This is a genomic window from Nocardia sp. NPDC005978 (genome assembly GCF_040614455.1).
Taxonomy (GTDB): Bacteria; Actinomycetota; Actinomycetes; order Mycobacteriales; family Mycobacteriaceae; genus Nocardia.
This window is the reverse complement of record NZ_JBEXUS010000063.1, coordinates 12,011-32,450: the sequence shown is the minus strand read 5'-3', so window position 1 is coordinate 32,450 and position 20,440 is coordinate 12,011. Positions and strand designations below refer to the sequence as shown.

Sequence of the window (20,440 nt, the reverse complement as noted above, 5' to 3'; positions counted from 1 at the left end):
TAGCCAGGTAAGGTCGAGGCTGAGCACACGTTCGACCCGGATCCCGCATGTTCGACCCGGGTCCCGCACGTTCGACCGGGATCAGCCGTTCATCGACGAGGGAGGCTTCGGATGGATCTCGCCGCCGACAATCCGCATCAACTGGCTTCGGCCCCGATCGTGGTGGGCGTCGACGGGTCACCGGCGGCCGCCGACGCGGTGCGCTGGGCGGCCGGGGTCGCGGCCGAGCGCGGTCGTGAACTCCTCGTCGCCACCGGCACCAACCTCGACGTGACGCGGGCGCTGCTGGGCTCGTACTCGCAGCTGCAACCCGACGTGACCGAGTCTATTCACCAGTACGGTGACGAAAAAGTCGCCGCGGCAAGCGAACTCGCCCGCGAACTGTATCCGGCGGTGGTCGTGCGCACCGAGGTGAGCAGCGCCCACCCGGCGTCGCTGCTCATAGACCTGTCCGCGACCGCGCATCTTCTCGTGATCGGCGGGCCGGTCGATCGCACCGGTGCGGGCCGGCTCGGGTCGATTCTGCTGTCGGTGGCGAGCAAGAGCGAGGGCGCGGTGGTCGTGGTCCGCGGGGCCGAGCGCCGCTGGAGCGACGGTCCGGTGGTCGTGGGCGTCGACGGCAGCGCCACCAGCGCGGCGGCCACGGCCGCGGCGTTCGAGGAGGCCGCCCTGCGCGGTGTCCCGCTCGTAGCCGTGCATGCCTGGCAGGAACCTCTCTTCGAAAGCTATGCCCGGCTGCTGCAACCACCCGCCGACCCGCAGGACATCCTGCGCGCGGAGGAAGAGGTCCTGGGCGAGCGACTGGCGGGCTGGCAGGAGCGATTCCCCGAGGTGAACGTGCGCCGGGAGGTGACGCTCGGCGATGCCCGGGAGCTGCTCGCGGACTGGTCCGAACGCGCGCAGCTATTGGTTGTGGGCAGCCGCGGGCGCGGCGCGATCGTGGGCGGGCTGCTCGGCTCGACCAGCAACACCCTCGTGCAGCGCTCGCACTGCCCGGTCATGGTCGTGCACGAAGCACGGAACCGCGCGTGAGTCCGGCGCCGGCCGGGGGCGCCGCGACCCCCGATCTCCAGACGGTCGAAGCGGCCCTGCACCTGGCCTCGCGCGCCCCGTCGGTCCACAATTCGCAGCCGTGGCGGTGGGAGTGGCAGAACGGCGTCCTGCACCTGTACAGCGATCGCAAACGTCAACTCCCCCTCGCGGATCCGCGTGGACGACAGCTGGTCATCAGCTGCGGCGCGATGCTGCAGCACGCCCGCACCGCCTTCCTCACCCTGGGCTGGGGCACCGAGATCACCCTGCTGCCCGAACGCGAGCGCCCCGATCATCTCGCGGCGCTGCGGTTTCGAGCCGGCCCGGAGCTGCCCGACGCGGTGCGGATCCGCGCCGAGGCCATCCCCGAGCGCTACTCCGAGCGCCGTCCCATGCGCGCGCCCCGGGACTGGTCCGAAACCCCCGACGAACTCGCGCACCTGGCCGCGCGGTTCGAGATTTTGCTCGATGTCCTGGACGAGAACGCGCGCGCGGAATTGACAAAGATGTCCGGGCGCACCGCCGCGCTGCAACGCTACGACATGCCGTACCAGGCCGAATTACGCTGGTGGGCAGGCCATTCCGAACAGTCGACGGGCATCCCGGAGCGCGCGCTGATAGCGCCCGCGACCGCCGCGCTGGTGGCGGTCGGCCGCGACTTCCCGCAACCGGAGGGCGCCGCCGCACCGGTCGACCGCACCCCCGACGCCGCCACCCTGCTGGTCCTGAGCTCCCCCGCGGACACCCCCGCCGACTGGATCCGCACCGGCGGCGCCCTGTCCATCGTCCTGCTCGAGTGCACGGTCGCCGGAACGGCCACCTGCACCCTCAGCCACATCACCGAACTGGCCCAGGCCCGCAATCTCATCGCGGGCCTGCTGCCCGATCACACCGTGCCGCAGTTGGTCATCCGGGCCGGCACGGCTCCCGGCGACGGGCCGCGCATCGCGACCCCGCGCCTGCCGGTCTCGGATTTCCTGGTCGTGCGATAACGCCCGAACGGACGTCGTGCTGCCGCGGGCGGCGGGCCGGAGATATGTTTGTAGCCGGAGCACTGTTGGACGGCATACAGGGTGGGCGGATCGTTGGCGAGTCTCACACCGGGGTCGGTGCTGGCGGGCTACACGATCGTGCGTGCGCTGGGCACCGGCGGCATGGGCACGGTGTATCTGGCCAAGCATCCGCGACTGCCCAAGCACGTCGCGCTCAAGGTGCTCGCGCCCGCGCTGGGGATCGATCCCTCGTTCCGGGTGCGGTTCGAGCGGGAGGCGCATCTGGCCGCGCAACTCGATCACCCCAACGTGGTCTCGGTGCACGACTGCGGGAGCGCGGACGGGCTCATGTGGCTGGCCATGCAGTTCGTCGAGGGCTCCAACGCCGCGATGCTGATGAGCGAACGGGCCAACGGGCTCGATCCCGCACAGGCGCTGGACATCCTGGCCCAGGCCGCCCGCGGGCTGGACGCGGCGCATCAGCGCGGCATCCTGCATCGCGACATCAAACCCGCGAACCTCATGGTGACGCCCGGGTGGGACGGTTCAGCCGATTCCGAGCGAGTTCTGGTGAGCGACTTCGGAATCGCACGCACCCTGGACAGCGCGACCGTGCTCACCCAGACCGGGAGCTTCCTCGGGACGCTGGCCTACGCGGCGCCGGAACTGATCGAGGGCGTCGAGGTCGACCATCGCGCCGACATCTATTCGCTCGGCTGCACCCTGCACGCCATGCTCACCGGTTCGGTCGCGTTCCCCCGCTCCAATCCGATGGCGATCATGCACGCGCACATGGCCGCGACGCCGCCGCGGCCGAGCGAGACGCATCCGCACCTGCCGCCCGCGATCGATACGGTGATCGCGACGGCGATGGCCAAGGACCCCGCGGATCGGTATCCGACCTGCCGCGCGCTGGCCGAGGCCGCGGCGAGCGCACTGGCCGCCCCGCATCTGGCCGTCACCGTGACCTCTCCGGTGCAGGCGCCGGCGCCGCCGACCCGGCCCTCGCCGGCGCCCGGGCGCTCCCGGCGCGGAATCGTTGTGGGCGCGGCGGTTTCGGCGGTGCTCGCGCTGCTCGTGGTGGCGGGCGTGATCGCCCTGCGACCGGACGACACCGGCGACCCGGGCGCGTCCGCGACGCCGTCCGCGACGTCCCCGACCGGTCCGGGAGCGGGCACCCGGCCGTCAACGCCCGCTTCGTCGCTGACCGGCCGCTGGTCCGGCACGGTATCGGGTGATCAGTCGGGTTTCGACGTCGTCGCGGACATCTCCGACGGCCCGCCGCTGCGCGCGCTGGTGAACTATCCGCAGCTGAACTGCCGGGGCGTGTGGACCGAGACCGGGTACGCCGACGGCACGGTACGCAAGCTGACCGAGTCGATCGATCAGGGCACCTGCGTGCAGTCCTCGATCACCCTCACCCCGAAAGACGATGGCACGCTGGAGTTCACCTCCACCTATTACGCGGCGTCGAAGAACCGCAACCTCACCATTCACGCGACCCTGCGCCGCTGACGGTCACCCCACCGGCACATCGAGAATCGGCCGTTCGACATACGCGCCGGGCCCGTCGAAGTGCCACCACTCCCCCGGGTACACCGCCAGCCCGCCCGCGAGCATCGCCTCCCGCAGCCGGGCGCGTTCGGCCTGTGCCGCCGGTTCGACCCCGGTGGTCGCGAACGCCTGTGCCGCGGGGGAGAACTCGTCGAAGTCGGTGCCCATGTCCGCTCGGCACCGGTCGCCCAGCCGCCGTTCGGCCGGGCACGGCGCGGTGTTCCGCGCGAACGTCACATCGACCGACCGCCCCGCCTCGTGGCTGCGCGCGAACGCGCCGGGGCGCGCCACCCAGGCCGGGTCCGGCACCGCTTCGAACATCCGCACCTGGGTCTCGTGCGGCCGGTAGCAGTCCCAGAACACCAGTACCGCGTCCTGGGCCCGCAACCGCTCCGCCGCAGTCACCAGGCCGGGCGCCATGGACTCGTGCACCAGGCACCGCGCGGACGGCGGGTAGAGGGCAAGGCCGACGAAGTTGTCCGGCCTCGCGTAGCGCAGATCGAGCACCGCGTCCGGCACCACCGTGCGGACGTCGACGAAGCCGGCCGTGCGGGCCTGCTCGGACACCGGCGGCACCACCGAAACCGGCGGCACGGCAGTGGTTTCCCGCACCCCCGGCGCGGATGTGGGCGGCACTCCACGCTCCGGCCCCCCGGATCCGCAGCCCACACTCAGCCCCAGCACCGTGAAGACCACCAGCCACCGTCGCAGACCAGCCATGGCAGCAGGCTAGTACGCCGCGTCGGATCCCCCGCGGAGCTACGCCGGGATGCACCGCAGCACACGGCCCTTCGAAGAATTGCCGCGAATCCCGCGCGAATCGCCGTCCGCCGGGCGCGAATCGCGCCGTGCCACCGCGTGCACGGGCCGACACACTGGACCGCTCGCTTCCCCGTGATCGCCGATAGCGCGCGGTATACTGTGGGCACGCGGATGATTGTGCGAGACGAACCCCGTTGCGGCGCAACCACAATGCGTCACGGGTGGTTTTCGGTCGGAGCCCAGCCGCAGTGAACCCTACGCCGAAGGTATCGGCGAAATCTGCTGCGAGCGGGGTGCAATCGCGCCCGCGAGGCGGCCCTTTCCCCGGGTTGGATTGCTCTGTGCGGCGGGATCCGGTTCGGCACATGGGAGAACAGGAGCTGCCCATGCAGGGAACGATCCAGCGAGATATCGAGCGCGCGGTGTGGAACGAGTCGGCCAACCGGCCCCGGACCGGACATCGAGTCCGAATCGGTCGATCCAGTACACGGCGGCAATCGATTTCGCGGATCGCGCATCCCGTGGGGCAGGGACCCGTCACGGCTCCGCTCGCGGGGTTCGAACCACCCGGCGCCGGACACAATGACACCGTTCGTCACGTACGGATGGGACTGGGCTGGGGGCGAGCCGGCGGTGACGGCGCAATTCCTTCCGGCGCCGCCGATCTCGACGCGGCGGCCCTGGTGTTCGACGGGCACACGCTGCTCGACGCCGTCTATTTCGATCGGCTGACCTCGGACGACAACGCGATTCGCCATCACGGCGGCAGCCTGCTGAGCACGGGCGCGGGCGAGTGCGAGGTCATCACGGCCGATCTCTCGCGGGTGCACCCGCGGGCGACCGCGATCGTCTTCGTGGTCACCTCCTACCACCGGCACACCTTCGACGCCGTCCCGAACGCCTACTGCCGGATCATGGACGGCATCACGCGCGCCGAGCTCAGCTTCCTGGACCTGACGTCCACCGCGACCACCGGCATGGTGGTCGCGGCCGTCCAGCGCACGGCGGCGGGCTGGCGATTGCGGCCGATCGGGCACCCCGTCAACGCCTCACACCCGCTCGAGACGCTCCCGGCGCTCACCAAACATCTGCGTCGCTAGCGAACCGCTCAGCCGGCGCTACTGAGGTGCGAATCCTTGTCGCGCGCCGGCGCGTCCGGCTCGGCCCGGTGCTCCAGCAGCCGGGGCTCGGGCACCCGCTCGGCCGCGCTGGGTTCGATCTTCGGCGTGCTCGGGTCCGTCTCGGGTGTGCTCGGCTCCGCCTTGGGCCTGCTCGTATCAGCCGTCGCCGCGCCGGGCTCGACCTTCCCCTCGTCGGGTCCGGCCGCTTCGTCCTCCGCCGGCGGCGGAGCGTCCCGGGGCGGCAACACCGGATCGTCCTCGGGCGAACCACCCTGTTCGAGTCGCCGCCCACGCGCGAGATCGGCGTCGAATTGCGCACCGAGCAATACCGCGAGATTAGTGAGCCACAACCAGATCAGGAATACCACCGCACCCGCCAGCGAACCGTACACCTTGTTGTAGGTGCCGAAATTGGCGGCGTAGAAAGCGAATCCGGCCGAAGCCACGATCCAGAGAAACACCGCGAGAACGCTTCCCGGTGTGAGCCAGCGGAATCCGAGCTGGCGCGCGTTCGGCGCGATCCAATACAGCGTCGCCAGCGCCAAACTCACCAGTAGTGCGAGCACCGGCCATTTGGCGATATTCCAGATGGTGATACCCGCCGAACCCATTCCGAGCCAGTGCCCGAGTTTGTCGGCAATGGTTCCGCTCGCCACCACGCCGAGCCCGCACAGGGCGACCAGCACCATCATGATCGCGGTGAGCCCGAGTTGCAGCGGCACGGTCTTCCAGATCGGCCTGCCCTCCTCGGTGCCGTAGATGGAATTCACCGCGCGAATGAACGCCCCGATATAGCCCGAGGCGGTCCACATGGCGGTGACCAGGCCCGCGATGGCCAGCGGCCCGGCCAGGGCGCTCGACCCGTCGAGTTCGCGCAGCGCGTCCACCAGCAGCGCGGTACCGCTGCCCGGGCCGATCTCACGGACGGTGTCGATCAGCGATCCGGTGGCGTTCGGGCCGAGCATGCTGAGCATCGCGGACAGCACCAGAATGCCCGGGAAGATCGAGAGCACACTGTAATAGGTAAGTGTCGCAGCCCAATCGGTGAGTTTGTCCTTCAGCAGTTGCCCGGCGGTCCGGCGCAACACCCACAGCCACGATTCCCGGCGCATGTCCGCGGGCGTCGCTGGATGATCTTCGGCCACCACTACCGACTCCGACATACCGAACCTCCCGCTCGAGGTGCGAATACCCGGCCCACCCCGGAACAAACGAGCAACCCCGCCCCACCCGCGGCCACATACAGCATCGGCACCCGAACCGCGAGCCCGACATTCAAATTCACCAAAATCATCCATCCTGTGCGGGCGTGTTAAAACCACCTGACTCACACCCGGTTGTATCGTCGAAAACCATGACAGCAAAGAAACCAATCGGCCTTCTGTTTGGCGTGGTGGTATCGGTTGCCGTTCTCCTCCTCCCGCCCGCCAACGCGCTCGCCTCCGGCGACGTTCCGCCCCCCGCCGGTCCCGGCAAAGGCGCCATAGGCCCCGAGCGCCCGATCCCCGCCCCCGAGAAGATACTCCCGGCCGCGCCGCCCGGCGGCGGCTGGTGCCCGGCATTCCTTTCCGGTCCGTCCCTGTAAATCGACCTAACACACATAATCTGGCGTCAGGGCCGATCCGAACCCGGCCCTGACCCCAACCATTTGCTCGACTTCGATTGTGCGAAATGTAGTGCGGCACCCAGACTCCGGATGTGGCGTGGCAGCGCCCCCGGAGACAATTCCCGGGACCGGGCCGTGCAGTCCTCCGGCCGGACCGGTGCGGTGCCCGAATCGAGCTCCCCCGCACGCCGCTCCCCCGGCTCCGTGAATGTGCGATGTCCCGTGGCGGACACCCTCACGCGGGATAGGTGTGAATCTCGGTGGCCTTGACCGCCGCCCAGAGCGGACGCCCGGGATGCAAGCCGAGCTCGGCCACGGCCGCGGGGGTGATGTCGGCCAGTACGGGCGGGGCGCCGTCCAACTGGACCCGGGTGATGTTGGCGTGCTGTTCGAGACCGGTGACGGTGACGGGCCAGCAATTGCGCGGGCTGCCGGTAGGCGGGGCGGGGTGCAGGCTGACGGCGGTGGGCGCGAAGGCGAGAAAGACGGGGCCGGACATGGGGTCGGTGGTGGTGAAGTGCCCGTCGGCGGGCAGGGTGACGGTGGTGCCCGCGGCCTCGCCCCGGAACAGGTTGAGGCCCACCAGGTTCGCCACGTAGTCGGTGCGGGGGCGGCGCGCGATCTCGGCGGGCGCGCCCTGCTGGACCACGCGCCCGTGCTCGAGGATGACGAGACGATCGGCCAGCACCATGGCGTCGAGGGGGTCGTGGGTGACCAGGACGGTGTGGCCGCCGTAGTCCCGCAGGTGCCGGGACAGGTCCGAGCGGACCTGTAGCCGGGTGCCCGCGTCCAGGGCCGCGAGCGGCTCGTCGAGCAGCAGCAGCCGGGGATCGGTGGCCAGGGCGCGGGCCAGGGCAACGCGCTGGGCCTGACCGCCGGACAGCGCGCGGGGACCGGCGGCGGCGTGCTCGCCCAGCCCGACCCGGTCCAGCCAGTCCGCGGCCCGGCGGCGGGCCTCCGCGCGCCGGACACCCCGGGCGCGCAGTCCGAACGCCACGTTCTCCAGGGCCGAAAGGTGCTGGAACAACAGGTAATCCTGGAAGACCACGCCCACGCGGCGGTGCTCGGCCGGCACGAAGAGCGCGGGCGGCGCGTCCCAGACCTCGTCGGCGACGGTGATCGTTCCCGCGGTCAGCGGCAGCAATCCGGCCAGGGCGCGCAGCGCGGTCGTCTTGCCCGCGCCGTTGGGCCCCAGCAGCGCCACCACCTCCCCGGGTTCGGCTGTCAGGTCGATGTCCAGGTCGAAAGCGGCACGCTCGATCCGCAATCGGGCACGCAGGGTCATACCGGTCCTCGAATCCAGCGCTCGCGCAGCGAGACCAGGACGCCGACCGACACGAACAGCAGCACCAGGCTCAGGACGATCGCGGCGTCCGGATCGGTTTCCAGCGCGAGGTAGACCGCCAGCGGCATGGTCGTGGTGGTGCCGGGAAAGTTTCCGGCGAAGGTGATGGTGGCGCCGAACTCGCCCAGCGCCCGCGCCCAGCACAGCACCGCCCCGGCGATCACGCCCGGCAGCACCGCGGGCAGGGTGACGCGCCGGAAGGTGTACCAGGGCGAGGCCCCCAGGGTCGCGGCCGCCTCCTCGTATCGCGAATCCGCGGCCCGCAGTGCGCCTTCCACCGAGATGACCAGGAACGGCATGGCCACGAAGGCCTCGGCCACGATCACGCCCGGTGTCGTGAACGGCAGCGACACCCCGAACCAGTCGTACAGGTACTGCCCGAGCAGACCGCGCCGGCCGAACACCAGCAGCAGCGCGACGCCGCCCACCACCGGCGGCAGCACCAGCGGCACCGTGACCAGCGCGCGGATCAGCCCCCGGCCCGGCACCTGCGCCCGGGCCAGCAGCCAGGCCAGCGGGATGCCCAGGATCAGGCAGATCAGCGTCGCGGCACTGGCGCAGATCAGCGAAAGCCGCAGGGCCTGACCGACTTCCGGGCTGAACAGCCGCTCGGGCAGCGTGGCCCACGGTGCACGCACCAGCAGGCCGAGCAGCGGAACGGCGAGGAACGCCAGCGCCAGCAGGGCGGGCAGCACCAGGACGGCCGGTCGCCGCCCCCGTGCCGCCCGCCTGCGTGCGGCGGGGCCGAGCTTGCGTGCGGCGGCCCCGCTCACCGCGATCCCGCTGTGGCGCGGCGCGTTCGACTCACGGGGTGTCGAATCCGGCTGTCGCGAAGACCTTCTTGGCCTGGTCGGACTTGACGAAGTCGACGAAGGCGGCCGCGGCCGCGGCGTTGGGCGCCTTGGCGAGCGCGGCGATCGGGTAGGTGTTGACCGCCTTGGCCGACTCCGGGAACTCGATGCCGTCCACCTTGTCGCCGGCGGCCTGGACGTCGGTGCGGTAGACCAGCGCGGCGTCGACCTCGTCGAGGGTGACCTTGGTGAGCACCGCCTTCACGTCCTGTTCGCGGGTGTCGGGCTGCGGGGTGATGCCGGCGATCTCGAAGACCTTCTTGGCGGCGGCCCCGCACGGAACCTGCTCGGCGCACAGCGCGATGCGCGGTTCGGATTTGCCGAAGTCGGCCAGACCGGTGATCTTGCCCGGATTGCCGTCCGGCACCGCGATCTCGAGCCGGTTGCTCACGAACGTGGCGGGCTGCCCGGTGACTTCACCGGCGTCGACCACCTGCTGCATGTTCGCGGGCGCGGCGGAGGCGAAGACATCGGCCGGGGCGCCCTGTTTGATCTGTTCGGCGAGCGCGGAACTGGCGGCGAAGCTGTACACGACCTTCACGCCCGGGTGCGCGGCCTCGAACTGCTTACCCAGTTCGGTGAACGTGCCGGTCAGCGACGCGGCCGCGAAGACCGTGACCGTACCGGACACCTTGTCCGAGCTGTTCTCGGACGTGTCCGAACCGCATCCGGCCGCCGCGGTGACGGCGAGCAGGGCCAGGGCGGCGCCGAACGTACGGAATGTCTTCATCCTCATCAACTTTCTGGTATCTCGACCACGACGTGGGTCGATTTGATCGAGGCGACAGCGATGCTGCCGACCTCGAGACCTAGTTCATCGACCGATTCCCGGCTCACCAGCGACACCAGCCGGAAGGGCCCGGCCTGCATCTCCACCTGCGCCATGACGGTGTCCTTGACGATGCGGGTCACGATGCCGCGCATGCGGTTTCGTGCCGAGGCGGCCACGGTGGCGCCGAGCGCGGTCGCCTCGGCGTTGGTGGCGCGCAGCACCTCGGCCAGGTCCGAGCCCCGCACGCCCTTGCGGCCGTTCTCCAGCTTCACCTCGGGCAGCCGGCCCTGGTCGATCCAGCGCCGCACGGTGTCATCGCTGACTCCGAGCAGCGCCGCCGCCTCACTGATCCGCAAATTCGTCACAGGAGGAATGATATTGCCGCTTGTGCGGCTCGCAAACCGGGACTCATCGCGGAATCGGCACGATTTCCACGAGCGCGCCGCGCCCGGTCCCGGCCGGGAGCACGGCCAGCGCCTGGGCCCCGAGCAGGTCGGCCAGGTGCGGGGTGCGGGTCGCACCGTGGGTGCGCCACACCCCGCCGTCGAGCTGGCGTGCGGGGACGATGCGGGTCGGCCCGTGGGCGGGGGCCGCCGCGTCCGCGATCCGGCCCCACAGCGGCGGATCCGGGCGGCGGCCGGTGCGCACGCCGGCCAGCGCCCGGCCGGTCACCAGCAGCGTGATGACCGCGGCGAGCGGGTTGCCCGGCAGGGCGAGCAGGGTCCGGCCGTCGGGAAGCTCGGCCACGATCTGAGAGCCGCCCGGTCGCGCGCGCACCCCGTCGATCAGGATGCGCGCGCCGAGTTCACCGAGCACGGCGCGCAGCCGGTCGGCCGAGCCCCGCCCGGTGCCGCCGACCGAGACGACGAGTTCGGCGTCGGTGTCCAGCGCGAACCAGGACCGCAGCAGTTCTCGATCGTCCGGCATGGGCCAGATCCGGCGGCATTCGATGTCACAGCCGCGCAGATAGTGCGGCAGCACCGCGCCCAGCGCGTCCCGCACCTGCCCGGGCCCCAGCGCGCCGGCGGCGCGAATCTCGTCACCGGTCAGCAGTACGTCGGCGCGCAGCGGGCCGCGGACCGCGACGACGGGCGCTTCCGCGCTCAGCGCCACGGACATCAGCGCGGCGTCCACCCGGGCGCCCGCGGGCGCGAGTTCGACCCCGGCGGACCAGTATTCGCCGCGAGCTCGTAAGTCGTTGCGGCGCGGGGCATCCGGCAGCGCGCGCAGCGACCAGCACCGTCCCGCACGCTCGATGTGCACGTATTCCCGGCGGAGCACGGCGGTCGTCCCGCCCGGCACCGGCGCGCCGGTGGAAATCCGGATCGCCTCGCCGTCGGACAGGGTGCTGCCCGCCGAGCGCCCGGCGACCTGATTGCCCAGCCGCAGCGACCACCGCGGCCCGGCGCCGTTGACCGCGAATCCGTCCATGGCGGCGGTGTCGACCGCGGGCAGGTGCGCGGCGGTGACCAACGGCTCGGCCAGGGTCGCGCCCAGTGCGTCGACCACGGGCGCCGTCCGCGCGGGGACCGGCGTGAGCACGGCGCGCAACAGCGGGTCGAGGTCCTCGACGGCCACCCCGGCGCCGTTCATCGCCTCGACGGATCGACTCCGCACCCCCGCACCCGCCCTTCCGCAGCGACCGTTTCCACGACGAAACCGGCTCCGGGGCTAAATCCTCATCTGCGGAGATTTCGGGTCATTTTCTACGCAGTTGCAAGTTGATTGCCGCCTACTCACCTGAACCGGCGGCCCGCTGTGCGTTGCCGTCCCCGGCCGCGCTCAGGTGATCGAGAAGATCGTCGAGACTGCCGAACTCGACGGCCTCGGCATCGTCGTCCTTGGGATCGACCACGACGCCGTCGAGCTCGAGTTCGGTATCGAGCTGCACGCGAATCCAGCTGTCGGGGAACTGATTCGGGGCCGCGAAGGACAGCAGGAAGGCGTCGTGGAAGACGACCGTGGAGCGCAGCGTCAGATCCGCGCGCAGGTCGGTCTCCTCCCGGACGGGCTGATCGCCGACGGCTTCCTCGATCTCCAGCGCGATCTCGTCGCGGACGCGGGCCCATTGCTCGGCGGACAGCCCGAGGAGCCGTTCGATACCCGAGGTCAGGGTCGCGACGTCCAGGTCGTCGCGATCGTCGAGTTCGGGGTCGACGTTGACGGTGACCACGACACCGAGGGCGGGCACCCGCGCGGTGCCGAAGATGATCCCGGCCCCCGACTGCGGATCGGCCAGTAGTTCCCGGCGCGCGATCTCCTCGCCCAGCCGATCGATCGGGTCCATCGATTCTCGCCTCTCCTCCACCGACAGCGGTCCCCCACCGTACCCAGGCACGAGCCCGCGCGGCGCGCGCCCGCCGCGTCCGGACATCGGCCCGCCATCGACGGCCGAGCACCGAAGAGGCCACACAGCGACAACTCGGCTAACCGCAAATGCGGAACCCCGTGGCACTTCGAACCTCATCCACGGCAAAATTGACGCGCATTCGTCGCGAACTCGCCTACCCTGGGAGCATGGACGCGCCCGAGCTGCCCGCCGAACTGGTCGAGCTGATCGCCCGGTACGACCTCGCCTTCCTGGTGAGCATCGGCGAATCCGGACCGCACACCACCCCGCTGGAACCCGCGCTGACCGGAGCCAGGTTCCGCATCCCCGCACCGGGCCCGGTGACCTGCCGCAATATCGCCGCCAATCCGGCGGTGACCCTGCTCTGGCCCCCGCCCCGCCCCGACACCCACGCCCTGATCATCGATGGGCACGCCGCACTGGAAGACGGTGCGCTCGAGGTGCTCCCGAGCCGGGCCGTCCTGCACCACGTCTACAGCTCGGGCGCAACCGAACAGCGCTGCTCGGGCTGCCGCCGCTTCAACCTCACCCCGGCGCACCGAACAGGCAGCGCCACACCCGCATTCGACTGATCCACACCCACTCGCCAGAGCCACAACCGCACTCCGCCAGGCCGCAACCGATTCCCCTGCGCCGCGCACAATCAGCTGAGCGGCAAGCCCACTCGGCGCAGCGGACCCGCGGATCAGTCGAGCAGGTGTGCCGCTCCTTCACTCTCACGCCGGCGCACCGAAGCGACCGAGCCAGGGGCGGAGCACACCCCGCCGATCGGTCGCGCAGGTGTGCCGCGGGCCGCCCGGGCGAGGCGTGGACGACCCCGCCCGGACGACGGGCAGCCTCAGATCGGCCGATCGCCCAGGATCGCGGCGCGTTCCATGACGCGGCGGCTCGGGAAGTAGTCGTTCACCGCGTAGTGCTGGGTGGCGCGGTTGTCCCAGAAGGCGATCGAGCCCGCGGCCCAATGGAACCGGACCTGGTACTCCGGAACGCGCGCCTGCTGGAACAGCTGACGCAGGAGCTCCTCCCCCTCGGCGGGCTCCAGGCCAACGATGTGGGTGGTGAAGACCGCGTTGACGAACAGCGTCTTGCGCCCGGTCCGCGGGTGGGTGCGGACCACCGGGTGGGCCACGGGCGGGAACTCGGCCTGGCGGCGGGCCAGTTCCTCCGGCGACAGGAACTGGCCGAACGGGAGCGTGAAATCGTGTACGGCCTCGAGGCCGTCGATACGCTGCCGCAGTTCGGCGGGCAGATTGTCATAGGCGGCGGCCATATCCGCGAAGAGCGTGTCACCGCCGGCCGGAGGCACCTCGAGCGCGCGCAGCACCGACCCGAGCGCCGGGCGCTCCCGCCAGGTCACGTCGGTGTGCCAGGCGTTCTCCACGCCCGGGTTCTCCGCGTCCTTGGCGAAGCGCACGATCTCGGGCACCTCGCCCTGCGGCAGGAACGGATGCACCTCGAGTTCGCCCCACAGCCGCGCGAAGTCGCGATGCTGTGTGCCGGTGAGGTTCTGGTCGCGGAAGAACAGGACCTTCCACTCCAGCAGCGCGCGATCGAGTTCGGCGAACAGCTCCGGGCCCACGGGCTCGCGCAGATCGATGCCGGAGATCTCCGCCCCGATCAGCGCGGTCTGCGGGGTGAGGGTGAACAGCTCGTACGGCGCGCCGGGCGCGCCCCCGGGCAGGCGGTGCAGGGTGCGGGGTCCGGCGGCCAGCGAGCGGCCGATCAGCATCTCGCCCAGGGTGGCGTAGGCAGCGGTCATGTCGATCCTTGTTTCGTTGGGACACTGGGGCTTCGCGGCGGGACCCACGGGGCGGTGAGAATCGCGGTGGCGGCGTCGGCGAGCACCTCGAGGCCGAGCCCGGCCAGGTGATCGGGCGGTTCCGGTTCCTGCAGCCGGCGTTCGCGGTCGGCCAGCGCGGTCACCACGAGCATGGCGACCAGGCGAACGCGTTCGCCGAACACCGCCGCGGGCAGGCCGTCCAGGCGCTTCGCGAGCCCGTCCACGACCAGCCGGACGCTCTCGGCCTCGGCGCCACGCATGGTGTTGCCGACGGCTTCGAACGGTGGCCGCCACAGGGTTTCGGCGATGAAGCGCAGATACCAGCCGGGCTCGCCGTCGAGTTCGGGCGCGTGCAGGGTCGCGGCCAGCGGATCGATCAGCGCGCGCACCAGGTCCGCGACCGAGCCCGAATCCCCGAGCTCGGCCAGCCGGGCCAGCCGCCGCGCGTTGACCGTGGTCATCCGCCACTCGTAGACGGCCTCGACCAGGGCCTGCTTGCTGCCGTAGTGGTACGCGACCGCCGAGGTGTTGCGCTGCCCGGCCGCGACGGCGATCTGCCGCAACGACACCGACTCGATGCCGAACTCGGCGAACAACCGCTCCGCCGCGGCCAGGATCTGTTCCTTCGCCGCCATGCAACGCAATTTAACGCAGTTGCGTTAAACGCGAACGGGATCAACTCACGCTGATCCTTATTCGCCCCGCCGCACTACTCCCCCCGCTCCGCGCCCGACCGCCGGAAGGCGCGACCCATGCTGCGCCACAACGAGCTTCGCGGCGCGGGCTCCGGATCCGGCACCGCGTGCACCGGCTCGGGAACCTCCGCGTCCCGCCGCACGAACGCCGGCCGCATATGCGGATCCGGAGCGTCGTAGTACCGATGAAAGGTCGGGGTGAGACTGGCCGAGAGCGGCGGATTGATCCAGCTCCAGTCGGTCGGGCAGGTCCGCCCCGCCGCCTCCTCGCGATTGACGTGGTCGAGGAACTGCCGCGCCACGGTGTGGTGGTCGACCAGATGCACCCGAGATCGCTTGTAACTGTGCAGAATCGCGCGGCTGAGCTCGATCAGCGCCTGATCCCGCCACAGCGTGCGATCGTTGCTCAGGTCCAGGCCCATCCGGTCGGCGATGGTCGGCAGCATGTCGTAACGATCGGTGTCGCCGAGATTGCGCCCGATCTCGGACGAGACGTACCAGCCGTTGAACGGCGCACAGGTGTAGCTGAGCCCGCCGATCTCCAGATCCATGTTCGAGACGGCCGGTACCGCATGCCATTTCAGGTCCAGGTCGGCGAACCAGCCGAAGTCCGGATGCCGCAGCGGCACTTCCAGCACCAACTCCGGCGGCACCTCGAAACACCGCACCGTGCCGTCCGGTTCCTGGATCAGCAGCGGCAGCACGTCGAAGCGCCCACCCGTCCCGCGCCAGCCGTGCTCGCGCGCGAGATCCGTCAGTTCGACATTGGCCGGATCGCCGAGAATATCTCCGCCCGTTCGGTATCCGGCATATCGAATGAGCTGGGAATTCACGATGCGGAACCCGCGCCCGTCCGCGGCGGCCGGCGGCGCGACGGTAATGATCGACCGGACCGCTCCCCTATTGGTCGCCAGGCGCAGGTGTTCCCAGCAGGCGTCGGCGATCTCGGCCGCGGTGGTGGCGGCGCGGGCATCGCGCAATTCCAGCGCGCGCCAGTGTTTGCGGCCGACACACCGATCGTGATTGCGCCACGCCAATTTCGTGCCGACGCTCAATTCTTCGAGCGTATGGCGATAGGTGCCGGTTTTCCGCAGTCGCCGGACCACGGTAGCGCCGCGACCGGGCGGCAGATGCGCCAATTCGGGCTGTGCGAAGAACTCCTCGCATTCGACCGCGCGGTCCGGAATCGAGACCGAGCGGTGTGCCAGCATCGGGTGCGCCGATGAGTTGCGGTGCGGACAAACGAGATCGGCCGCGGCGACGAGCTCAGGCTGCGCGGCCACGGTGTTGATCGACATTGAACCGGTGCCTCCATGGGTTGTGCCGGTGACCACCGGATCGGCCCGGCAATCCGCTTCACATCCCCCCTCCCGGGAACCAATATCGCACGATCACGCCTGAGATTTGCCCGGAATGACCAAGAAGAACCGGAGTTACGGTCGGCAAATACCCAGCGACACAGCCGATGTGTCGCAGGCGATACAGAAAAGATCAACTGCATCCTCGGGACCCCGGTGTGGCACAGGCACGGGAAAGCCCAGCGTGTCCTGTTCAACACTCCGCGTATGTGTCTCGAGTTCTGCGTGGCGAAACTCGGCGCGCCGCGCCCGGAATGGGGCGCTCGGTGTGATCGGATGTGCCGCGACCTGTTCGTGCGTTGTCACCGTGGGGAGCGTTGAAGATGAATATCGCTGATGTTGTCGCCGAGCGTGTACACGAGACGCGAGCGGTGTTGGCGAATTTGAGCGGCTACTACGAAGCCCTGGTCGATCTGGAAGCGGACGTGGAACCGAACTCGGAATTGCGGTACGAATGTGCACGATTCCTCTCGGTCGCCCGGAAGCTCGACGACGCCCGCACCTACCGGAGACTGGCCGCGCAGGCCGATCCGGTCGGACCGGTCATGAGTTTGGTGCGCGAACTGCTGTCCGAGTGCGGTGCGAGTATCGATCCCCCGGCGATCGGTGCGGCACTGGAGATCAACGGCTGGGAGCCGCCCGCCGGGTTGCCGGACCGCCTGGAACTGATCGAGGCGGCGTGCGCGCGCCTGGCCGAGCAGCCCAACAGCCCGGTACGCCGCACGCACAGCGGCGAATACGTCTACAGCCGGGCCGGCACGCCGCTGCCCGAGCGCCCGGCCGCCCGGGTGAAGGTGTCGGTGTCGGTGTAGTTCAGCCGGCGCTGGTGGGCTGCCGGCGCAGCCGATCCGCCAGCCACAGCAGCACCCCGTAGCCGAAGGCCGCGTCCGCGTTGGAGACCAGCGCGGACGACGGGAAGATGATCGGATGGCGCAGGCCCGCGTCGGCCAGTTCCCGAATGCGGGCCAGCACTTCGGCCGGGGTGCCGACCGTGAGCCAGTCCCGCAGCACCTCGTCCGGAACCTCGGCGATGGCGTCCTGGATCTCGGCGCGGGTGAGCCGGTGCGGCATCAGATCGATCAGGCCCCGATAGTCCTGCCCGAAGGGATGTTTCGCGCCGTACCTGTCCCAGACCGCGGGCGGCGCGAACAACCCGAGGTAGCGCACGGCGGGCGAGGCCAGCACGCGACGCACTCCCTCCTCCGTGCGGGCGGTCACGATGCTGATCAATTGGGACGGCACGATCGCGCCGGGATCGCGCCCGGCGGCGCGGGCCGCGGCTCGCACCGCGTTCCAGCGCCGCTCGTACTCGTCCGGGGGTGCGGTCTCCCAGGGGTACCAGCCGTCGGCGAACCGGCCGGTCAACTCCAGCATGCGGGGGCCGTGCGCGCCGATCCAGATCTGCGGCATGTTGCCCGGCGGCGCCGTCAGATCCATCGGCGCGCTGTCGAGCCGGTAGTACTTGCCGGCGAAGTCGATGGGCTCGGTCGCGCTCAGCGCCGTGCGCAGCAGCCCCAGCGCCTCCTCCAGGCGATCGACGGGCCGGTTCCAGGTGAATCCGTACGGATCGAGGTTCTCGTGCTCTCCGGAGCCGATACCGAGGATCGGCGGGGCCTTGGTCATGTGCGCCAGGGTCAGGAAGGTCTGGGCGAGCAGTACGGGATGCCTGCGGTGCGGGTCGGTGACCCCGACGCCCAGCTGTACCTTGCCCGCGCCCGGGGCCAGATGCGCCAGCAGCGGCGCGAAGTCGAATTGCTCGTCCGGGCTGGCAGCGCCCTTGGCCTGCGCGGTGAAGTCGGCGTCCCAGATCGCCCGCGGGAACACGCCGATCAGATGATCCGGCGCGAGAATGGAATCCAGGCGGCCCAGCCGGGCCATGCGGGTGACGAAGCGAGCGGCGGCCAGTGGCGGATTGACCCCCACCATGGTGCCCACCGAGAACGACGTGGAGTTGCGTGAGTCCGGCACGGTGGTCTCCTCCCGGCCGATCAACCCGGATCGGTCCAGCACCGATTATCCCGACGGGCCCCGGTCACGTCCGGTGAACGCGAGCATTGCCCGCGCGAGCCCCTCGGGATAGGCGGTGGCCGAAAACTCCGGCCGGTCAATCCATCCCGCGCCCCGCGGGTGAATCGGGCCCGTCGGGATGCATCACTTCATCCCACCACGATGCCAGCGGACTCGGTTCGGGCCAGCACACGTCTTCACGCCCACTGGGGATCTGGCCTTGATTGTTCGTCGGACGAGGAATTTTCGTTTTCCCGCTCACGCTGAGACAACTCCTGCGTTTATGCCCGCCGGACTCGCTGGGCGGGCGGTATGGGCAACAGAGCAGTGCCCGTTTTTCCGCTTTTGAAACAATTTTCGGCGCCACGGTGGTTTCCATGACCTGCCCGACAGGCTATCACCGCACGTCCGCCGGATATCTGGCCGCGAGCGCGCCGAGTCGCTAATCTGCGGCGGTGAACACCGCAGAGTTCGTCGAGCGCGGCACCTCGATCATGGATCGGCTGACCACCACGCAGACCCCGCCGCCCTGGCAACTCGTGATCGGCACCGGCGTACTCGCTCTGGCACTGGTGGCGTTTCGCCCGAGCTGGCGGCTGCTGCGCAATGTGGTGACCCTGGCGCACGAGGCCGGGCACGCGTTCACCGCGCTGCTCACCGGACGACGGCTCGACAGCATCCGATTGCATTCGGACACTTCCGGACTCACCGTCTCGAGCGGGAAGCCGTACGGGTTCGGCATGATTCTGACCTCGGCCGCGGGCTATCCCGCCCCGGCGCTGCTGGGCCTGGCCTACGCGGGCCTGCTCGGCGCACACCGGATCACCCTGATGCTGTGGCTGACGATCGCACTGCTGGTGGTGCTGCTGATCAAGGTGCGCAACGTGTTCGGCGTGCTGACCGTGCTGGTGGTGGGCGGCATCCTGTTCGCCGTCTCCTGGTTCGGCACCGACCTGGCGCAGGCCGCGCTCGCGTACCTCGCGGCGTGGTTCCTGTTGCTGGCGGCCGTGCGCCCGGTGATCGAGTTGCAGCGCAATCGCAAGCACGAACCCAATTCCGACGCCGATCAGCTGGCGCGCCTGACCCGGGTGCCCGGCATCCTCTGGGTCCTGGTGTTCGGCGCGATCGCGGTGTGTTCGCTGATCCTGGGAGCCCGGTTGCTGCTCGCCGACGCCCGCGGGGTGTGTGTGCCGCCGCTCACGCACAGCACGTGCGAGGCGTCAACCGCTCGGTGAGCATTCTCCCACCCGCGATCGGGAACCGTACGAGTGCAAGAATTCTCGAGAACGACGGCTAACATTCGCGATGCACCGTCCGGGTGATCATGAACACGGATCGCCGGGCGTTCGATCGTGATCGCAGGAGGGTTGGGATGGACAGACCGGCGTGGGCCCCGGAGGGCGTGGACATGGCGCAGGCGAGCCCGGCTCGCATGTACGACGCGCTGCTGGGCGGGTCGCACAATTTCGAGATCGACCGCCGCGCCGCGGAAATGGGTAAGCAGCTCGTCCCGGATCTGCCCCGGGTCGCCCTGAGCAATCGCGCGTTCCTGCGCCGCGCCGTGCGGTTCCTGGTGGACCAGGGCGTGCGCCAGTTCCTCGACATCGGCTCCGGCATCCCGACCGCGGGCAACGTGCACGAGGTCGCCCAGCAGCTCGATCCCGCCTGCCGGGTGCTGTACGCCGATATCGATCCGGTGGCCGTCGCGCATTCGCGGGCCATCCTCGGCGGCAACGACCGGGCCGTGGCGATCGAGGCCGATCTGCGCAAGCCCGCCGACGTGCTGGCCGCGGCCCGCGCCACCGGCCTCCTCGATTTCGACGAGCCGGTGGGCGTGCTGCTGATCGCGGTGCTGCACCTGCTCGCCGACGACGACCACCCGGCCGACGCGGTGGCGGCCCTGCACGCCGCGGTGCCGTCCGGCAGCTATCTCGCTCTCTCCCACCTGTCCTCGGCCACCCGCCCGGAGGACGCCGCCAAACTGGGCGCCAACGCCGCCGCGCAGAACAAGATCGGTATTCACTTCCGGTCCCGCGCGGAGATCACCGGGCTGTTCGGCCCGTGGACGCCGGTCGAGCCGGGCGTGGTGGAGCTGCCGCTGTGGCGGCCCGAATCCGAGCGCGACGTGCACGAAACCCCCGGCCGCTCACTCGGTTTGGCGGGGGTTGGCCGGAAAGACTGAGCGGGAGTACGACTTCGGGCAAGGGGGGTTTCC

The 20,440-nt window shown here is 70.1% G+C and carries 20 protein-coding genes; 8 read left to right on the top strand and 12 right to left on the bottom strand.

Translation table 11 applies throughout. The features are described from left to right. Positions 1-111: 111 nt before the first annotated feature. The 3 genes from ABZ319_RS25570 to ABZ319_RS25560 all read left to right on the top strand — a co-directional run bounded on the left by ABZ319_RS25570 (position 112) and on the right by ABZ319_RS25560 (position 3,539). Entirely contained in the window at positions 112-1,032 is a 921-nt protein-coding gene (locus tag ABZ319_RS25570; protein WP_354989013.1) for a universal stress protein, read from the top strand. Beyond that, a complete protein-coding gene (locus ABZ319_RS25565) occupies positions 1,029-2,024 on the top strand; it encodes a hypothetical protein (RefSeq protein WP_354989012.1) in 996 nt (331 codons plus the stop codon). The genes ABZ319_RS25570 and ABZ319_RS25565 overlap by 4 nt, the downstream gene beginning before the upstream one ends. A gap of 93 nt (positions 2,025-2,117) precedes the next feature. Further along, the gene (locus tag ABZ319_RS25560) at positions 2,118-3,539 is read left to right on the top strand and encodes a protein kinase (protein WP_354989011.1); all 1,422 of its coding nucleotides are present in this window, start codon (positions 2,118-2,120) and stop codon (positions 3,537-3,539) included. Positions 3,540-3,542: 3 nt separating this feature from the next. Here the strand turns inward: ABZ319_RS25560 and ABZ319_RS25555 are convergent, their stop codons facing one another. Next, a complete protein-coding gene (locus ABZ319_RS25555; RefSeq protein ID WP_354989010.1) occupies positions 3,543-4,298 on the bottom strand; it encodes a M15 family metallopeptidase in 756 nt (251 codons plus the stop codon). A gap of 407 nt (positions 4,299-4,705) precedes the next feature. Here ABZ319_RS25555 and ABZ319_RS25550 point away from each other — a divergent pair, with 407 nt between their 5' ends. Then, the gene (locus tag ABZ319_RS25550) at positions 4,706-5,440 is read left to right on the top strand and encodes a TerD family protein (protein WP_354989009.1); all 735 of its coding nucleotides are present in this window, start codon (positions 4,706-4,708) and stop codon (positions 5,438-5,440) included. An 8-nt stretch (positions 5,441-5,448) separates the two neighbouring features. On the opposite strand, the gene ABZ319_RS25545 is transcribed toward ABZ319_RS25550, so the two are convergent. The 7 genes from ABZ319_RS25545 to ABZ319_RS25515 all read right to left on the bottom strand — a co-directional run bounded on the left by ABZ319_RS25545 (position 5,449) and on the right by ABZ319_RS25515 (position 12,322). Then, the gene (locus ABZ319_RS25545) at positions 5,449-6,624 is read right to left on the bottom strand and encodes a YhjD/YihY/BrkB family envelope integrity protein (RefSeq protein ID WP_354989008.1); all 1,176 of its coding nucleotides are present in this window, start codon (positions 6,622-6,624) and stop codon (positions 5,449-5,451) included. Between the two features lie 678 nt (positions 6,625-7,302). Continuing rightward, the gene (locus ABZ319_RS25540; RefSeq protein ID WP_354989007.1) at positions 7,303-8,352 is read right to left on the bottom strand and encodes an ABC transporter ATP-binding protein; all 1,050 of its coding nucleotides are present in this window, start codon (positions 8,350-8,352) and stop codon (positions 7,303-7,305) included. Continuing rightward, entirely contained in the window at positions 8,349-9,110 is a 762-nt protein-coding gene (gene modB, locus ABZ319_RS25535) for a molybdate ABC transporter permease subunit (RefSeq protein WP_354989027.1), read from the bottom strand. The genes ABZ319_RS25540 and modB overlap by 4 nt, the downstream gene beginning before the upstream one ends. 106 nt (positions 9,111-9,216) lie before the next feature. Continuing rightward, positions 9,217-9,993, bottom strand: a complete 777-nt coding sequence (gene modA / locus ABZ319_RS25530; protein ID WP_354989006.1) for a molybdate ABC transporter substrate-binding protein — start codon at positions 9,991-9,993, stop codon at positions 9,217-9,219. 5 nt (positions 9,994-9,998) lie between these two features. Further along, positions 9,999-10,400, bottom strand: coding sequence for a helix-turn-helix transcriptional regulator (locus ABZ319_RS25525; protein WP_354989005.1), 402 nt, complete (start codon positions 10,398-10,400; stop codon positions 9,999-10,001). Positions 10,401-10,443: 43 nt separating this feature from the next. After that, on the bottom strand, positions 10,444-11,652 hold the full coding sequence (locus ABZ319_RS25520) for a molybdopterin-binding protein (protein WP_354989004.1): 1,209 nt from the start codon (positions 11,650-11,652) through the stop codon (positions 10,444-10,446). Positions 11,653-11,767: 115 nt separating this feature from the next. After that, entirely contained in the window at positions 11,768-12,322 is a 555-nt protein-coding gene (locus tag ABZ319_RS25515; RefSeq protein WP_354989003.1) for a cytochrome C5, read from the bottom strand. A 230-nt stretch (positions 12,323-12,552) separates the two neighbouring features. Between ABZ319_RS25515 and ABZ319_RS25510 the strand changes: the two genes are divergently transcribed. After that, positions 12,553-12,957, top strand: a complete 405-nt coding sequence (locus tag ABZ319_RS25510) for a pyridoxamine 5'-phosphate oxidase family protein (RefSeq protein WP_354989002.1) — start codon at positions 12,553-12,555, stop codon at positions 12,955-12,957. A gap of 266 nt (positions 12,958-13,223) precedes the next feature. Here ABZ319_RS25510 and ABZ319_RS25505 read toward each other — a convergent pair whose 3' ends face one another. The 3 genes from ABZ319_RS25505 to ABZ319_RS25495 all read right to left on the bottom strand — a co-directional run bounded on the left by ABZ319_RS25505 (position 13,224) and on the right by ABZ319_RS25495 (position 16,071). Further along, complete coding sequence (locus ABZ319_RS25505) at positions 13,224-14,144, bottom strand: TauD/TfdA family dioxygenase (RefSeq protein ID WP_354989001.1); 921 nt, start codon at positions 14,142-14,144, stop codon at positions 13,224-13,226. Beyond that, entirely contained in the window at positions 14,141-14,800 is a 660-nt protein-coding gene (locus tag ABZ319_RS25500; RefSeq protein WP_354989000.1) for a TetR family transcriptional regulator, read from the bottom strand. The genes ABZ319_RS25505 and ABZ319_RS25500 overlap by 4 nt, the downstream gene beginning before the upstream one ends. A gap of 74 nt (positions 14,801-14,874) precedes the next feature. Further along, positions 14,875-16,071 (bottom strand): nitric oxide synthase oxygenase, encoded by a 1,197-nt coding sequence (locus ABZ319_RS25495; protein ID WP_354989026.1) that lies wholly within the window; start codon positions 16,069-16,071, stop codon positions 14,875-14,877. A gap of 470 nt (positions 16,072-16,541) precedes the next feature. Here ABZ319_RS25495 and ABZ319_RS25490 point away from each other — a divergent pair, with 470 nt between their 5' ends. Beyond that, entirely contained in the window at positions 16,542-17,030 is a 489-nt protein-coding gene (locus ABZ319_RS25490) for a hypothetical protein (protein ID WP_354988999.1), read from the top strand. Position 17,031: 1 nt separating this feature from the next. Here ABZ319_RS25490 and ABZ319_RS25485 read toward each other — a convergent pair whose 3' ends face one another. Further along, complete coding sequence (locus tag ABZ319_RS25485) at positions 17,032-18,228, bottom strand: LLM class flavin-dependent oxidoreductase (protein WP_354988998.1); 1,197 nt, start codon at positions 18,226-18,228, stop codon at positions 17,032-17,034. A 452-nt stretch (positions 18,229-18,680) separates the two neighbouring features. On the opposite strand from ABZ319_RS25485, the gene ABZ319_RS25480 reads away from it, so the two are divergent. Together ABZ319_RS25480 and ABZ319_RS25475 are read left to right on the top strand one after the other, a co-directional pair. Next, a complete protein-coding gene (locus ABZ319_RS25480) occupies positions 18,681-19,460 on the top strand; it encodes a M50 family metallopeptidase (RefSeq protein ID WP_354988997.1) in 780 nt (259 codons plus the stop codon). A gap of 137 nt (positions 19,461-19,597) precedes the next feature. Further along, positions 19,598-20,407: an SAM-dependent methyltransferase gene (locus tag ABZ319_RS25475; protein WP_354988996.1), complete on the top strand. Its 810-nt coding sequence runs from the start codon at positions 19,598-19,600 to the stop codon at positions 20,405-20,407. Positions 20,408-20,440 lie beyond the last annotated feature (33 nt).

Bases quoted from the DNA above. Each gene is read 5' to 3' on its own strand.
- ABZ319_RS25570 (WP_354989013.1), top strand. From the start codon at position 112: ATGGATCTCGCCGCCGACAATCCGCATCAACTGGCTTCGGCCCCGATC.
- ABZ319_RS25555 (WP_354989010.1), bottom strand. From the start codon at position 4,298: ATGGCTGGTCTGCGACGGTGGCTGGTGGTCTTCACGGTGCTGGGGCTG.
- ABZ319_RS25550 (WP_354989009.1), top strand. From the start codon at position 4,706: ATGGGAGAACAGGAGCTGCCCATGCAGGGAACGATCCAGCGAGATATC.
- ABZ319_RS25545 (WP_354989008.1), bottom strand. From the start codon at position 6,624: ATGTCGGAGTCGGTAGTGGTGGCCGAAGATCATCCAGCGACGCCCGCG.
- ABZ319_RS25540 (WP_354989007.1), bottom strand. From the start codon at position 8,352: ATGACCCTGCGTGCCCGATTGCGGATCGAGCGTGCCGCTTTCGACCTG.
- modA (WP_354989006.1), bottom strand. From the start codon at position 9,993: ATGAAGACATTCCGTACGTTCGGCGCCGCCCTGGCCCTGCTCGCCGTC.
- ABZ319_RS25515 (WP_354989003.1), bottom strand. From the start codon at position 12,322: ATGGACCCGATCGATCGGCTGGGCGAGGAGATCGCGCGCCGGGAACTA.
- ABZ319_RS25510 (WP_354989002.1), top strand. From the start codon at position 12,553: ATGGACGCGCCCGAGCTGCCCGCCGAACTGGTCGAGCTGATCGCCCGG.
- ABZ319_RS25505 (WP_354989001.1), bottom strand. From the start codon at position 14,144: ATGACCGCTGCCTACGCCACCCTGGGCGAGATGCTGATCGGCCGCTCG.
- ABZ319_RS25500 (WP_354989000.1), bottom strand. From the start codon at position 14,800: ATGGCGGCGAAGGAACAGATCCTGGCCGCGGCGGAGCGGTTGTTCGCC.
- ABZ319_RS25495 (WP_354989026.1), bottom strand. From the start codon at position 16,071: ATGCTGGCACACCGCTCGGTCTCGATTCCGGACCGCGCGGTCGAATGC.
- ABZ319_RS25490 (WP_354988999.1), top strand. From the start codon at position 16,542: ATGAATATCGCTGATGTTGTCGCCGAGCGTGTACACGAGACGCGAGCG.
- ABZ319_RS25475 (WP_354988996.1), top strand. From the start codon at position 19,598: ATGGACAGACCGGCGTGGGCCCCGGAGGGCGTGGACATGGCGCAGGCG.